Below are 15,718 nucleotides of genomic sequence, written 5' to 3'. Positions count from 1 at the left end.
TTTAGTCTCTCCTTTCACCGTGTTCGATAGCATTAATTTTATCCGCTACTTGTTGCCCGCTTAAAGTAACCATAGGCATGCCCCCACCCGGATTTACAGAACCACCAACAAAAAATAGATTATTAAAATAAGCACATTGCTTTGGAAACTTGAAGCCCTTATTTTTCTTTTTATCTGCCACAACGCCATAAATAGCACCACGATTAGAACGATAATGACGTTCTATATCTTCAGGCGTCCACATATCCTCAAACACAATGTGCGCTCTTAAATCATCTAATCCCATAGCTTCTAACTTATCCAAAACACGTTCTTTTAATTGCAGATAATCTTCCTGAGAGAAAGGTTGATTTTGAATATATGGAATATGCGGTAAAACTTTAATGCTCTCATAACCTTGAGGTGCCTGAGTTGGATCGGTTTTATTCGCATTCACTAAATAAATTGTTGGATCATACGGTAATATTTTGTCGTGAAAGACTTCACGATAATTACGCTTTGAATCTGCTGTGAAGAAAAAGTTATGATGTGCAAGCTGTGGAAAGTACTTATCAATACCTAAATGTAGTACGAGACCTGAACTTGCAGGTTCATAAATCTTTTCTAAACGTTCAATCTTTTTATCACTAAAATGCAGTAATTCACGATATGTCGGAATAACTTCCATATTTGAAATGAGATAGTCCGCTTCGACGCTTTCTCCAGTTGTTAGTCTCACACCTACAACTTTGTCAAATGACGTTTGAATGTTTTCTACACCTACGCCAGTATGAATATGAACGCCTTCTTCACGCGCTAACGTTTCAAGTGCTTGAGCCAGATGATGCATTCCTCCTTTGACATACCACAAGCCTTGTTCTTGTTGCATATGATAAAGCATTGATAACACGGCTGGTGCGTCATATGAAGATGAGCCAACATATTTAATAAAGTACCCTAACATATCTCTCAATTGTGGATTTGATACACGTCTATTAATAGCTTGTTGCATAGTAGAAAAATAATCAAAGCCACGCAATGCTTTAAACGGCCCGTGGTAAGTCAAAATTTCTGGTAAGGTATCTAAACCTAAGCGGAAATAGCCTTGTTCCGTAAAACGATGAATGCGTTCTGCGTAATCATAAAATGACATTAATTCTTGTCGATCTTGTGCTGTCAGAGTTGAATTATTATCAATAGTATCAGCAACATTATCATATAAATCTATCGTTTCCCCAGATGGAAAGAAACTACGCCATTGCAATGGCAATCGCTCTATATCTACGTAATCTCTCATTTCTTTACCACTGTGTTGAAAAAGCTGTTCAAAAATATAAGGCATAGTAAGAATAGATGGTCCTAAATCAAAACCAAATTGAGAGGTAGTTAGACGATTAACCTTTCCGCCGATATGGTCATTTTGTTCATATAAATCGACACGGTAGCCACTCTGTGCCATCCGAATCGCAGCGGAAATACCGCCAAGACCGCCACCAATCACAACTACTTTTTTAATTGGCATACACTCACTTCCTATCTGTTTTTCAATTTATGATAATAACGCTCGAGCTTAGGGCGATTATAACGTTGCACAATCATACATGGTACATTTGCTAATAAAGCATATGTCATATGTGGTATTTTTATATATTTCGGCGCAGCAAGAAATACAAACATTGGTAACATCGCTATTCCATGAACAAATTCTGCACGCCGTGTTTCTATAATAAAATCATATATATCTTGCGCTGACGGTTGCGCCATTAGAGTCGATTTATTATAAATTGCCGGATTTAAACGATGTCCCTTTGGCAAATGATCTTTCCAGCGTTTGACTTGAAAGACATCATTCCAAAAATCTCCTTCACGTTCGAATGCGAATGACTTAAAACAGAAATCACACTTAATTAAAAATGTAGTACTTAAACGTGTTCCCCACACGGCAACCAACATCTGAAGCACAAACCAATAAATACCACTGCCTATGATGAGCCAAATAACGGATTTTTTACGCATGGTGTTCCGCCGTATAATCTGGATTATCTTTATTAAGTAACCAATTACCTGTCGCCAAGTATGAAGCAAACGCTGACCAACAAATATAAGGAATTAATAAATAACCCGCAATTCGATGTTTTTGATAGAATTGGACGGCGGTCGCAACAACTGCACTAAATAAAATATAACTGTCAATGAGGGCTGCACCACGTAATTTATATTTAAAATAAAGTAATGACCATAAGTAATTTAAACCTAACTGCAAGTAATATGTGGCTTGTGCTGCTTGATGCTGTTTTTGTTGTGAAATGATGTCATGAGCAATACCCATACTTAAATAAAGTGTTGGCCAGACAATCGGAAAAACATAGCCCGGTGGTGATAATGGTGGTTTAACATTTTTACTATAATCCCGACGTGCATTTTTTACGGTGATTTTGCCAATAATTTGACCACCGATTAAAGGTAAAGCAATACGACACAGCTTCTTGCTCACTTTGATACCGTTCATCTTCACATCCTCCTTTATGTTGAATAACGTAAATTTATAAAAGAATTAATTACATTTAGTTAATAATTCACCTATTCCCTTAAAAGATATGCATTAACCACTATATAACAAATTGGTCCTTTTAATATTTAAGGAAGAATTAAGCTGCATTTAGTTTTATTTTTATGTGTGTACGTTATGGTATGGGAGAGGTGAATAATATTGAAACGAATTAAAGTTGCAGATGCGCTAAGGGGATTTAGCTTATTAGGGATTTTTATAGCTAATTTACTTATATTTCAATTTGATTTAACTGGACAATTATATATTGATCATTTTCATTTAAGTCCATTCAACCACGGTGTTTTTAATATTATTAATATTCTTTTTGTAGGTAGTTTTATGCCTATCTTTGCTATGCTTTTTGGCTTTTCTATGGATAAATTATACCAATCCATGAAACGAAAAGGTGTTAAACGTCCGAAACTAAAACTCTTTCGTCGCGCTTTTTTCCTGATGATTATTGGAGGTTTACATGCATCTTACATATGGGGTGGAGATATATTATTTGGTTATGGCTTCTCTATGCTATTTGTCATTCCTTTCATTCATATGGGGAAACGTGCTTTTAAATACTTTACGCTCATTATTTTTGGATTATTGCTCGTACTATTTATCGTCATGCCATTTTCCGGTGATAATGGTATGCAAACAACACCTAGCAAACATGACACAGCAAATTATGTATCAAAGATTACAAAGATTTACAGTGAAGGTAGTTATTCAGATATTCGTCATGTTGATGAAACCGTTGAAGATCCAAAATTTGCTTTATTCGAAGATCAACTAGGGTCAATCTTTTTCCTACTCATTTTTATTCTTATTCCTTTAATGGAAGTGCCATTATTTACATTAGGTGTCTATTTATCTAAAAGTGGTTGGTTCGAAAAAGATGCGCTTGATTGGTGGTCCTCTAAATTATGGATATGGATTATCCCCCTAGCACTTATCGGCAAATCAGCAGTACTCTGGGTTCAACATCCAACAATTGCTGAAAATTTCACGGAAGTGTTCGGTATCATACTCGCATTTGGTTATATGAGTTTATTTAAATATATGTATCAAAAATTACCACAACATTTTACATTCCGAGGTTTAGAACATATTGGTAAAATGTCACTGACCTTTTATTTAATACAAAGTGTGATTGGCACTATGATTTTTTATGGCTATGGCTTAGGGCAATTCGGCAGCGACCATGTAACAATGATGTTTGGTATCTTTATTGTTCTTTACGTTCTTCAAGTGCTAGTTGCTTCTTGGTATCAACGTCATTGGCGGTATGGACCAATGGAATATCTATTACGTATGTTTACTTATTGGCAATTACGTGTCGGCAAGAAAAAACATGCTAGACATCATTCCTAGAAAAAAAGTTTAGGCCACAATTATGTATTAGGCTATGAACTATATATTGGCAGTAGTTGACTGGATTGAAAACCCACTGATACCAAGCTTGTTTCAATCCTAGTCAACCTTGCCGGGGCGGGACTACGAATTCGTTATGAATGCTGTCCCGCCCTTTTTTTATTTTATGTTTATCCCTTAATCTTCTAATAATTGATATGGAATTAATAGATGCGAGTCATACTTGCCACCTGTATATATGTGATTTAAACCATGATTGACTGTATCTTGATGTTCATAGCGTGTCTTCATTCCTAGTACTGGTGTGCTTGTGCCTTTAACGACTTCACTACCCTTTATCACAACTTGTAATTGTTCTCCGCTTTTAAATAGCGTACTAGATGGCAAAATTTCTACTTCAACAGCAACAATTTCTTGAGGTGCAAGTTTAAGTTCTTTCATATGATGATGCCAAGGTTGTAGTGCTGTTGATTTTTCAATATCTAATTCTCGATGTGATACACGTAACCAACCAGTTGCCACTTGTCCATTTTCAATATGATTAAAATCAGGAAAATGTACCTCTTCTCCTTGACGATTGATTTTCTTTATGCCAATGAACAAGTCCATATCATCTGCTTCTTCTGTTGCTACCCATAACTTGAGTTTCATATTTCCAGTTATTTCAGTATTGTGAGTAAAACGTTTACTAAATCTCACTTCATCATCAAGTGAATCATCACTTAAATAGCTTACTGAAACTGTTTCTTCTGGTAACTGCGCTTGTAATGACATATCTTGTGCATTTAAATATAACGGCTTTTCACTCATCTGTGGTAATGGATATGCTGTCGCTGTGTTGTGATAACCCTGATAAAATTTATCACGTACTTCATAACTTACACGCGGTGTTTCAGGCCAATCATTATCAATACCTTTAAGGTAGTAATCAAAGAACGATTTTTGTTGTTCTAGTGATTCACGTGCATAATATGTTTCCCATTCTTTACGTCCATGAATTTTCAACCATTTATGCTGTGATGATGCTTGTTTAAATCCTTCAAATGTGCCACGATTATGGAGGCCTTGTGTAGACCAACTCGCACAGACAAACATAGGTATTTGAATGTGAGCTAATGGCGCTTGTTTAGCTTGCCAGTATTCATCAAACAACGGATGATTTTGCTGTGCAGCAATTAAATCTTCAATATCCATGTCTGGCCATCTTTGCACTAAACCTTGATACCAAAAACGGTAAAATCCTGTATCTGGAATACCACCATGAAAGGCGATTTCTCTATACATATCGTTCAATCCTTCCCACGGTATCATAGCTTTTAAATGCGTTGGATTTAGAGAAGCAACCCACCATTGCGTCACCGCTAAATAAGATACGCCATTCGTCCCTACATTGCCATTGCTCCATCGTTGTTTGCCAGCCCAATCGATGACTTGAGCATAATCTTTAGCTTCTGATAATCCCCAAGGATAAAGTGTACCAACTGATTTAGCACTACCTCTTAAAGCTACTTTTACAACAACATAATCATTAGGTACCCAAAAGCCTGGATCCGGTGATTCTTCAGGTGTAAAGCTTGACGTTAGAATTGTACCTATTGTTGGCCACATAGGTCCCATATTTGTGATTTTAGGTTTATTATCTTTTCCATAGGTATCTGCAGATATAACAACAGGAAATTGCCCTTCTTTATTTGGTCTAAATATATTCACATATAATTGTGTACCATCTTCCATTGTCACTGGTCTATCTTTTTCCATTATCATTTCTTGATTTCCATATTGAACACTATCAACGACTATATGATTAGTTCCTTCTTTAATCTGTTCTAATGGCGTAACTGTTAATTGTGGATTACCTAATATATCTTTTTCCATCGTTTGTCATCCCTTTCATGTTTCTGCATTTTAATTACAATTTCATTCTAACCACTGTATCATTTTTAACAACAAGCAGACCATCGCAATTTGTTTGAAAATCAACATAGGAGTCAAAACTGTTTATAATTAGACTGGAATGAGGAGGGAGTATGTGGCACAAGATCGTAGAATTAGAAAATCTAAACAAGCGATACACCATGCCTTTTTACAATTACTAACAGAAACGTCGTTTGATAAGCTAACTATACAACAATTAACTGAAACTGCTGATATTAATCGTAGTACGTTTTATAGTTATTACGTAGATAAATATGATTTATTAGAAGAAATTGAGAATAAACTCATACAAGATTTACAATATTTTATTGCTGAACAACATCAACAACAACACAACATCATGCTTAAAAACATCATCACCTATTTAATCGAGCACATTGATAATCATAGAGATGTATTTAGCATCTTATTTAAAATTGGTAAAGCATCAATGATTCAAGAAAAACTTTATAACCTTATTTATAATCATTTAAGTCAATATAAAAATGAAGATGATACGATTGAAGGCATGCCATTTTCTTATTATATGAGCTATGTTTCAGGTGCAGGCATTTCTTTAGTCAAACATTGGATTCAAGATCCGCATCCTATAGCCAAAGCACAACTTGAATATCACTTTTATCAAATTGTTAGCCATGGTGCAGCAAGTATGATTCGATTTGACTCATAAAAGCACAAAAAAGCCTAGAACATTGAATGTTCTAGGCTCTTTCTATAATGGTTAATTACATTACTACAACGTTAGTAGCTTGGTCGCCACGTTGACCTTCAGTAATGTCGAATTCAACTTTTTGACCTTCTTCTAAAGTTTTGTAACCTTCACCAGCGATACCACTGAAATGTACGAATACGTCATTTCCGTCTTCTCTTTCGATGAAACCAAAACCTTTTTCTGCGTTAAACCATTTTACTGTACCGTTATTCATATAGAATACCTCCGTGTGCTTTTGCACTAATATTTGTAACAAAATCATGTATAAAAAAGAGAGTATTCTAGATAAACACACTACAATTTCACGAACTTTTATTACGATAGACTAACTATAACGTATATTTCATGATAAGTAAAGCTTTTTACTAAAATAAATAATTATAAGTTTTAGTTATTTTTATTTTCAACTGATAAAACCCTACTAAATCCTACAGTTATCCGCTTCACTTTGTAACTTATAATTTATCTATATACTAATCCACCATCTGTAAGAATAGCTTGACCTGTAATATAGTCTGAATCATCTGATGCTAAGAATGATACTAGATTAGCCACATCTCGTGGTTCTTGATAACGTCCTAATTTAATTGCAGCTGAAAATTCAGCAAAAGCTTCACCTGGTTGTAACTCGTCGTTATAGCGTACCATTTCAGCATCGATACGATCCCACATTTCTGTTTTAGCAACACCTGGACAATAAGCGTTCACTGTAATATGATCTTGCGCTAACTCTTTTGCTGCTGCTTGTGTAAATGAACGCACCGCGTGTTTTGAAGCTGAATATGTGCTTAACATTTCATAAGATTCATGTCCGGCAATGCTGCAGGCATTGATGATTTTACCTTTAGTATGTTGTTTTTTAAATTGTTCTGCTGCTGCTTGTGTGCCATAAACCATACCAAAAACATTAATATTAAACACACGTTGAAGTTGTGCTTCATCAACTTCTAAAAATGGACTTACTGCATCAACACCAGCATTGTTTACGAACACATCTAATTGACCAAATTCAGCTACTGCAAATCTAACCAATTCTTGTTGTTCTTTTTTCACTGATACATCACTTCTAAAAGCAACAACGTTATAGCCTTTACCTTTGAATTCTTCTTCTGTTTTTAATAAAACATCTCCATTAATATCTTGGATAACTACGTTAAAACCATCATTCGCTAAGCGTTCTGCAATGCCTTTACCTAATCCACCTGCTGAACCTGTAACTACTGCTGTTTTTGACATAATAAACAACTCCTTAAGATTATTAATCTATCTCTCACTTACTAGTTTAGCCTTAAGAAGTAAAATTACAATAAATACGCATAAAAACCAGCTCATTTTAACATATCTTTCAAACTTGTAAGCTGAAACTAATATTTTGAAAGATTAGATAAAGGCTCATACATATAACCATTTATATAATCAAATTATAATAAATCATTTGAGGTGAAGTACTATGACAATATTGAAAAATATCATTTCAACACTTTTCTGTCTCGCAATGGTGGCTTTGGGTTTATTCATCATCATGAAAATTGGTGGTCACTATTTCCCACAAGTTGACATGTTACGCACAATCAATGAATATAACCCGCTTTCTAATCTGGATATCTATTATTAACGGTATTCTGTGCGACTTACAAACACAAAGATTAAAGTAATTAGCACGCAAATATATAAAGCAAACCAAACATTCAGAATGGCAAAGGGCATATTCAATAATTGAGATACATCTTTGTTATAAACGGATAATAACTCACTCACGGGTGGAAAGACCCATAAGATAAATTTTAATATTGAAAAATTTTGTATCAGAGGTATCTTCAAAATTGAAATTAAATATATCAACACCAGTACTAACCAGCGATACTTTTGAGATAAACCTTGAATAACTTTTAACAATAATGTAAAAACAATTCCTAATAGCGCTAATGCTATGTGAATGTATATTCCTAAAAGAATATTAGAAACTGAAAGATGTTGCTCAAACCTCATCGTCACAATTGGATATGCCACAGCAAATAATATGAAAGGTATAGACACTAGACAGCTAAATACCAATTTACCCAAAATGTATTTCCTTTTCCCATTCAATTGGACAAACAACAATTGTTGTTCTTCGATATTTTCTAAATTTAAAATTATTGTAGTTAACCATGTCATGATGAACAATAAAATAATAGCACTGCTAGCAAAGCTTGAGAGAATAGGCTGTCCTGAATAAAAATAAAGCATGATAAGCGCAGTTAGAAAGAACATACAAGGAGCAATGTATTGATATGCTGTAATAAATTTCTTATATTGATAGATGACAAGACCGCCCATTATGTCCACTCCTTCACTGTTGTTATATCATATTGTTTATCTATTAATATTTTTAGAACATGATTACATTGTTGTTGATTAACTTTTATTAAAGTACACGTTGAGCGCTGTTCAATGATTTCCATATCAAACTCTCTTACTAATTCATTTAAGTCTATTTGGCTAACAAATTGTGTTTCAATTATTTTATAACTTACTTGAGCCTGTTCCGTTAGTTTCATGAGACGCTGTGTACTTAATTTAAATTGGTGTGTGACTAATCCGTAATGCTGCGCTTCATCATGTGAGGTTAATATTACTGTTGCATATTGTTTCAAATACTTCAATATAGATGTTAGCACTGAAACAGATTGTTTATCTAATCCTGAAAAAGGTTCATCCAAAATATAAATGTCTGCTTGTTTTAATAAGCATTGTATTAGGTTTAATTTTTGTTGCGTCCCTTTTGAACATTGTTTAATCGGTTGTGATAAAAATGCCTCAATATGGAAACGTTGAATTAAATCATCTAAAGCGAAACAGCTATGTTGCACTTCATAAAGTTGTTCAACAAATAATAGATATTGTTGTACCGTTAATGTTATGGATTTAGGTAAATGATCAGGTGCATAACTCACTTGCCCATTAATAGTTACATTTCCCACTGTTGGTTTATATATTTGTGCTAACATCTTTAAAGTAACACTTTTACCCGAACCATTAGCCCCAACGATTTGGATAATGCTCTGATTAGGAAATTCAATCGTCATATCACTAAAAATCACTTGGCCATTGATAACTTTAGTGAGAGATTTCCCTTTAATAGCTAAGTCCATCATACCTTTGTCTCCTTATTTGTTTCTGTCTTTATAACGTAAGCTTAACATCATTTTCTTGAATCAAATTTATTATCCTATCGTGTTTGACAATCATATACAAGCATTCCAACACGATAAACGAATTATACAGAGATGACATCATTTTTGAGATTATAGCCACTTCAAAGTGATGTATAAACCTATTAATGTGATAAAGAGGACAGGTAATGTAATCACAACCCCTGTCTTAATATACGTCCACCAAGAAATTTTCATCCCTTTTTGGCTTAAGACATGAAGCCATAACAATGTGGCAAGGGAACCAATAGGCGTCATTTTAGGTCCTAAGTCAGAACCAATCACATTAGCGTAAATCATGCCTTCTTTAACTATTCCTACTACAGCTGCTTGGTCGATAGCTATCGCATCAATCATCACGGTAGGCATATTATTCATCACAGAAGATAATATTGCTGACATAAAGCCCATACCCATAATGCTTGTAAAGAGGCCATGATGTGCTATCGTCACTAATACATGTGATAATAATGTTGTAATGCCTACATTTTTCAAACCAAAAACAACCAAATACATTCCTATGGAAAAGATAACAATATTCCATGGTGCACCTTTGACCACCTTTGTTGTATTAACAGCATGCGATTGCAGTGCTAATGCTAAGAAAACAAGTGCAATCGTTGCAGCAATAAATGATATCGGTATAGGTAAAAATTCACTTAGTATATAACCTATAAATAGCACACTGAGTACAAGCCATGACCAACGAAATAATCGATAATCTTTAATCACTGCTGTAGGTTCTTTTAATTGTGAATGATCAAAATGTTTAGGAATTGTTTTTCTAAAATAAAGCCACAACACAATGATACTTGCAAAAAGGGAAAAGAAATTCGGTATTAGCATTCTAATTGCGTAACCCATAAAACTCAAACTAAAAAAATCAGCTGAAACGATGTTCACTAAATTGCTGACGGTAAAAGGCAATGATGTCGTATCTGCAATAAAACCACATGCAATAATAAATGGGAAAATGACTTTTTCTTTAAAGCCAAGATGACGTACCATAGCTAAGACAATAGGCGTTAAAATGAGGGCTGCACCGTCATTAGCAAAGCAAGCTGCAACGATTGCACCTAAAAGCAAAATATAGATAAACATCTTTACCCCTTTACCATTAGAAGCACGTACCATATGTAATGCTGCCCATTCAAAAAAGCCAATTTCATCTAAAATTAACGAGATGATAATCAATGCGACAAAAGTTAACGTCGCATTCCATACAATATCAGTAACTTTAACAACATCTCCAATGCTGACCACACCTGTTAATAAAGCAATGATGGCACCCATCAATGCAGTGATACCAATATCTAAGCCCTTTGGCTGCCAAATAATAAAAATAATCGTCACTATAAATATAAGGATCGCTAGCATAGTTATCATTGACTTCCACCTCGCTCAAGATCATTACAAATACACATCGGATTAGATTGGTGAATCTGATTTAGCTGCTGTATTAACTGTTGATAATGTTCTTGATTTAAGCGATACATTCGCTTATTGCCCTCTTTACGTACTTCTACAAAATGATGTGCAACTAGCACTTTCATATGGTGGCTCAATGTTGGTTGCGAAATATTAAAGTATTTTAAAATATTGTCTGCACACAACTCATCACATGATAGTAAGTCTAAGATTTCTAAGCGTGTCGCATCTGCACATACCTTTAATTTTACTGCTAACGATTGATATGACATGGCTATCCTCCTTTATCCATATATAGATTAACATCTATATAGATAGAGGTCTATATGTATTTTACATAAAATTAAACCTCTCTACATTACCAAATATTGGCAATATAGAGAGGTCATCATTCATTATAATTGTACTGGGATTTTACCTTTAAAGTTCACATACCGATATGCTGCCATTACCGCTTCCTCATCAGGGGGTTCAACATCTTCTAATTGGTAATGTACGCCTAACGTCTTCCATTTATGAACACCGAGCTGATGATAAGGTAAGATTTCAAACTTTTCTACATTATCTAGCGAATTAATAAATTCTCCTAGTCGTATCAAGTCTTCTTTATCGTCTGAGTAACCTGGAACAAGTACATGACGAATCCACACGGGTTGTTTCATTTCTGATAATTTTTGAGCGAATTTCAATATATGGGTATTGGGTCTTCCTGTTAAAGCCATATGCTTATCATTATCAATATGTTTGATATCTAATAAGATTAAATCCGTATACTGCTGTAGTGTGTCAAAATGACGATTGAAAGCAATGGTATCATTGGCACAACCTGCTGATGTATCAATACATGTATGAATACCATATGCTTTTAAAGCTTTAAATAGCGCTTCTAAAAATGGCATTTGAAGTAATGGTTCTCCACCACTTACGGTCACACCACCACCTGAGGCATCAAAGTATGGCTGATATGGTAATATTTCGTTAACCATTTCATCAACAGTCACTTCTCTTGATGGCTCATTAATCTTCCACGTATCAGGATTATGGCAATATAAACAGCGTAATAAGCAACCTTGCGTGAACAATATATATCTTAATCCAGGTCCGTCGACAGTGCCCATACTTTCAACGGAATGTATGTGTCCTTTAATCATTTGACTCCCACCCTACTTCTATTACATTTGTTCATGGAATGTACGAGAAATAACATCTAACTGCTGTTCACGTGTTAATTTAATAAAGTTTACCGCGTATCCAGATACACGAATCGTCAATTGTGGATATTCTTCAGGATGTTCCATTGCATCCATTAATGTTTCTCTGTTAAATACGTTAATATTTAAATGGTGTCCATGTTGCATAGCATAACCATCTAGCATACTTGTCAAGTTTCTATTTTGATCGTCATCTTCTTTTCCAAGTGATTTTGGCACAATACTGAAGGTATTAGAAATACCGTCTTTACAGCAATCATATGGGATTTTAGCAACCGAACTTAATGATGATAATGCACCTTTTTGATCGCGTCCGTGCATTGGATTAGCACCTGGTGCAAATGGTTCTCCTGCTTTACGACCATCTGGTGTGTTACCAGTCTTTTTACCGTAAACAACGTTTGAAGTGATTGTTAAGACACTCATCGTATGTTCAGAATCACGATATGTTTTGTGACTACGTAACTTAGTCATAAAGCGCTCAACGAGTTCGACAGCAATATCATCAACGCGACTATCATTATTACCATATTTAGGGAAATCGCCTGTAATATCGAAATCAACCACTAAACCATCTTCATTACGAATTGGTTTCACTTGGGCATATTTAATTGCTGAAAGTGAATCAGCTGCGACAGATAATCCTGCAATACCTGTTGCCATCGTACGAATAATGTTCGTGTCATGTAAAGCCATTTCAATACGTTCATAACTGTACTTATCATGCATGTAATGGATGATATTTAATGAATTAATATAGACACCTGCAAGCCAGTCCATCATTTTATCAAACTTATCATATACTTCATCGTAATCTAATATTTCTGTATCAATACCTTTATATTCCGGTCCTACTTGATTGCCAGATTTTTCATCTTTACCACCATTAATCGCATATAATAATGTTTTTGCTAAGTTAGCACGCGCGCCGAAGAATTGCATTTGTTTACCAATCTTCATAGCAGATACACAACATGCAATACCGTAATCATCGCCATAGCTTTCACGCATTAAATCATCATTTTCATATTGAATTGAACTTGTTTTGATACTCATTTTAGCACAATACGTTTTGAAATTATCAGGTAAGCGTACAGACCATAGCACAGTTAAGTTTGGTTCTGGCGCTGGTCCAAGGTTATCTAATGAATGTAAGAAACGGAATGAGTTTTTCGTTACGAGCGGACGTCCGTCAATACCTACACCACCGATTGATTCAGTTACCCAAGTTGGGTCACCTGAAAATAGTTCATTGTAATCTGGTGTACGTGCGAATTTTACGATACGTAATTTCATGATGAAATGATCGATAATTTCTTGAACTTCACTTTCTGTGATTGTTCCATTATTTAAATCACGTTCAGCATAAATATCTAAGAACGTTGATGTTCTACCTAAACTCATTGCTGCACCATTTTGTTCTTTAATTGCTGCAAGATAAGCAAGGTATAACCATTGCACCGCTTCTTTAAAGTTTTCAGCTGGACGACTTAAATCAAAGCCATACGTTTGACCTAATTCTTTTAACTCTTTTAATGCACGATATTGTTCTGATAATTCTTCGCGCAAGCGGATAACATCTTCTGACATTTCTGTAGACATCGTATGGAAATCATGTAGTTTTTGTTCCATCAAGAAGTCTACACCGTAGAGTGCAACACGACGGTAGTCACCGATAATACGTCCACGTCCGTAAGCGTCTGGTAATCCTGTAATGACACCTGCTTTACGACAAGCAAGCATTTCTTTAGAATACGCATCAAAAACACCTTGGTTATGGGTTTTACGATATTCTGTAAATATTTTTTCTGTATCGGCATCTAATTCATAACCATAAGCTTCACAAGCTGCTTTAGCCATACGAATACCACCAAATGGTTGCATAGAGCGTTTAAACGGTTTGTCCGTTTGTACACCCACTATAGTTTCTAAATCTTTATCAAGATAGCCTGCATCATGAGAAGTTATTGTTGAAGCAACTTTAGTGTCCATATCCCACATGCCACCACGTTCACGTTCTTCTTTAGACAGTTGCATCACTTGTTGCCATAATGTTTGGGTTGCTTCTGTAGGTCCTGTTAGAAACGCATCGTCTCCTTCATATAAATTGTAATTCAATTGGATAAATTCTCTTACATCTACATGTTTGTTCCAACGACCATTTTTAAAACCTTGCCAAGCATCAGTATGTTTATATGTTTCTTTCATACAGTTGCCCTCCATTTCTGTTGTAAGTGTTTTCAAGAGCATTGTAGCATGGTTATTGTGATTTTTTTCACATGATTTATGACTAATTTTCATCAAATATTTGTCTAAATCGTAAACCTGTATTAGTTTGTAAAACAGTTTAATGTTCATTTAGTTGTGTTATGCAACAGTTGTATTGTGTAATGTATAAATTATAGTTTTGAACTATCAATCATTTATATAATCAAGCATGAAACGCGAAGCAATTATCAAATTTGACTTTTGCTCCGCGTTTCTTATGTCAGCTTTAACTTCTATTTTTGATTGCCAACTTTTAATCGTCTTGTTGATTGTCTATTACTTTACCTGTTTGCGCATCTACTGTGATATCACGTTGTTCTTTATCTTTTTGTAACGTGATATCATAGACTAACTTACCATCATCTTTACTGAGTGACCATTCTTTAATCTCACCATCAAATGCTCGTTGTGCTGCTTTAATAGCTGATTTATAGCTTTTCACTTCGCTATATTTAAACGTGTCTTGGTCATCTGAATGATCTTGATCACCTTTTTCTGATTTTTTATGCTCGACACGTTGGCTTTTATCGTTAACTATAACCTCAGATTCATTATGGTTCTGAGGGTTTTGCTGTTCGACTTTGTAAACCCATTCTCCATTTGATTTTTCAAAAGAGATTTCGGTCACTTGCTGATTTTTATAACTGTTCTGAGCTTTTTTAATCGCGTCTTCAGGTTTCGTTTTAACTTCTTTTAATGCAATTGTCCCCTGATGACTATCTTTTTGATGGTTCGATGTCGTGGTATGGTTATCTGATTGACTACAAGCACCTAAAAATAGTACCGATGCTGTAATCAATGTGATTGTTTTCTCTTTTTTCATGTTGTTGCACTCCTTTTTATGTGTTAATAGACGTTTCCCGCTGAACATCGAACAAAACACATTTTAAGAAATTTTATACATTAGATATGAAGCAAATGGGAGCGTGATAGCACTCATTTTGAATTCGTAGTCCCGCTTCCAGCAAGGTTGACTAGAATTGAAAAAAGCTAGGGATAAATGTATTTTCAATCTAGACAACTACTACCAATATATTTGTTTAGACTGAGACAGCACACTGTGAAAGTGAAACTA

General features: G+C 34.8%; 16 protein-coding genes. 3 read left to right on the top strand and 13 right to left on the bottom strand.

The genetic code is table 11. The annotated features are described in order from the left end of the window. Position 1: 1 nt before the first annotated feature. From AL499_RS07575 to AL499_RS07565, 3 genes are read right to left on the bottom strand one after another with little or no spacing between them, the layout of a single operon-like run. Positions 2-1,501, bottom strand: coding sequence for a phytoene desaturase family protein (locus AL499_RS07575; RefSeq protein WP_002492493.1), 1,500 nt, complete (start codon positions 1,499-1,501; stop codon positions 2-4). 11 nt (positions 1,502-1,512) lie between these two features. Further along, the gene (locus AL499_RS07570; RefSeq protein ID WP_002492583.1) at positions 1,513-1,995 is read right to left on the bottom strand and encodes a glycosyl-4,4'-diaponeurosporenoate acyltransferase CrtO family protein; all 483 of its coding nucleotides are present in this window, start codon (positions 1,993-1,995) and stop codon (positions 1,513-1,515) included. After that, the gene (locus AL499_RS07565) at positions 1,988-2,488 is read right to left on the bottom strand and encodes a TspO/MBR family protein (protein WP_002492469.1); all 501 of its coding nucleotides are present in this window, start codon (positions 2,486-2,488) and stop codon (positions 1,988-1,990) included. The genes AL499_RS07570 and AL499_RS07565 overlap by 8 nt, the downstream gene beginning before the upstream one ends. Before the next feature lie 201 nt (positions 2,489-2,689). On the opposite strand from AL499_RS07565, the gene AL499_RS07560 reads away from it, so the two are divergent. After that, positions 2,690-3,895, top strand: a complete 1,206-nt coding sequence (locus AL499_RS07560; RefSeq protein ID WP_002492539.1) for a DUF418 domain-containing protein — start codon at positions 2,690-2,692, stop codon at positions 3,893-3,895. A 177-nt stretch (positions 3,896-4,072) separates the two neighbouring features. Here AL499_RS07560 and AL499_RS07555 read toward each other — a convergent pair whose 3' ends face one another. Next, positions 4,073-5,770 carry a CocE/NonD family hydrolase gene (locus AL499_RS07555; RefSeq protein ID WP_002492406.1) on the bottom strand — a complete coding sequence of 566 codons (1,698 nt, stop codon included), beginning with the start codon at positions 5,768-5,770 and terminating at the stop codon, positions 4,073-4,075. Between the two features lie 154 nt (positions 5,771-5,924). On the opposite strand from AL499_RS07555, the gene AL499_RS07550 reads away from it, so the two are divergent. After that, positions 5,925-6,500: a TetR/AcrR family transcriptional regulator gene (locus AL499_RS07550; protein ID WP_002492423.1), complete on the top strand. Its 576-nt coding sequence runs from the start codon at positions 5,925-5,927 to the stop codon at positions 6,498-6,500. 55 nt (positions 6,501-6,555) lie between these two features. Here the strand turns inward: AL499_RS07550 and AL499_RS07545 are convergent, their stop codons facing one another. Both AL499_RS07545 and AL499_RS07540 read right to left on the bottom strand, forming a co-directional pair. Continuing rightward, the gene (locus tag AL499_RS07545) at positions 6,556-6,756 is read right to left on the bottom strand and encodes a cold-shock protein (RefSeq protein ID WP_002479078.1); all 201 of its coding nucleotides are present in this window, start codon (positions 6,754-6,756) and stop codon (positions 6,556-6,558) included. Between the two features lie 248 nt (positions 6,757-7,004). After that, positions 7,005-7,778, bottom strand: a complete 774-nt coding sequence (locus AL499_RS07540) for an acetoin reductase (protein WP_002460813.1) — start codon at positions 7,776-7,778, stop codon at positions 7,005-7,007. Positions 7,779-7,992: 214 nt separating this feature from the next. On the opposite strand from AL499_RS07540, the gene AL499_RS07535 reads away from it, so the two are divergent. Then, on the top strand, positions 7,993-8,157 hold the full coding sequence (locus tag AL499_RS07535; RefSeq protein WP_002460814.1) for a hypothetical protein: 165 nt from the start codon (positions 7,993-7,995) through the stop codon (positions 8,155-8,157). Here AL499_RS07535 and AL499_RS07530 read toward each other — a convergent pair. The 7 genes from AL499_RS07530 to AL499_RS07500 form a co-directional block, all read right to left on the bottom strand. Then, positions 8,154-8,861, bottom strand: coding sequence for a hypothetical protein (locus AL499_RS07530; RefSeq protein ID WP_002479079.1), 708 nt, complete (start codon positions 8,859-8,861; stop codon positions 8,154-8,156). The two genes, AL499_RS07535 and AL499_RS07530, sit on opposite strands and share 4 nt — an antisense overlap. Beyond that, a complete protein-coding gene (locus AL499_RS07525; protein ID WP_037540713.1) occupies positions 8,861-9,679 on the bottom strand; it encodes an ABC transporter ATP-binding protein in 819 nt (272 codons plus the stop codon). The genes AL499_RS07530 and AL499_RS07525 overlap by 1 nt, the downstream gene beginning before the upstream one ends. Before the next feature lie 150 nt (positions 9,680-9,829). Further along, complete coding sequence (gene arsB / locus AL499_RS07520; protein WP_269465280.1) at positions 9,830-11,119, bottom strand: arsenite efflux transporter membrane subunit ArsB; 1,290 nt, start codon at positions 11,117-11,119, stop codon at positions 9,830-9,832. Continuing rightward, positions 11,119-11,436, bottom strand: a complete 318-nt coding sequence (locus AL499_RS07515) for an ArsR/SmtB family transcription factor (protein ID WP_002460816.1) — start codon at positions 11,434-11,436, stop codon at positions 11,119-11,121. The genes arsB and AL499_RS07515 overlap by 1 nt, the downstream gene beginning before the upstream one ends. 123 nt (positions 11,437-11,559) lie before the next feature. Continuing rightward, positions 11,560-12,315, bottom strand: coding sequence for a pyruvate formate-lyase-activating protein (pflA, locus tag AL499_RS07510; protein WP_002460817.1), 756 nt, complete (start codon positions 12,313-12,315; stop codon positions 11,560-11,562). 21 nt (positions 12,316-12,336) lie between these two features. After that, positions 12,337-14,583, bottom strand: a complete 2,247-nt coding sequence (gene pflB / locus AL499_RS07505; protein WP_012990671.1) for a formate C-acetyltransferase — start codon at positions 14,581-14,583, stop codon at positions 12,337-12,339. A gap of 313 nt (positions 14,584-14,896) precedes the next feature. After that, positions 14,897-15,466, bottom strand: coding sequence for a PepSY domain-containing protein (locus tag AL499_RS07500; RefSeq protein WP_002491966.1), 570 nt, complete (start codon positions 15,464-15,466; stop codon positions 14,897-14,899). Positions 15,467-15,718 lie beyond the last annotated feature (252 nt).

The sequence above is a fragment of the Staphylococcus lugdunensis genome (assembly GCF_001558775.1).
GTDB classification, from domain to species: domain Bacteria; phylum Bacillota; class Bacilli; order Staphylococcales; family Staphylococcaceae; genus Staphylococcus; species Staphylococcus lugdunensis.
The sequence above is the reverse complement of the archived record's forward strand: the minus strand, read 5'-3'. Positions and strand labels throughout refer to the sequence as shown.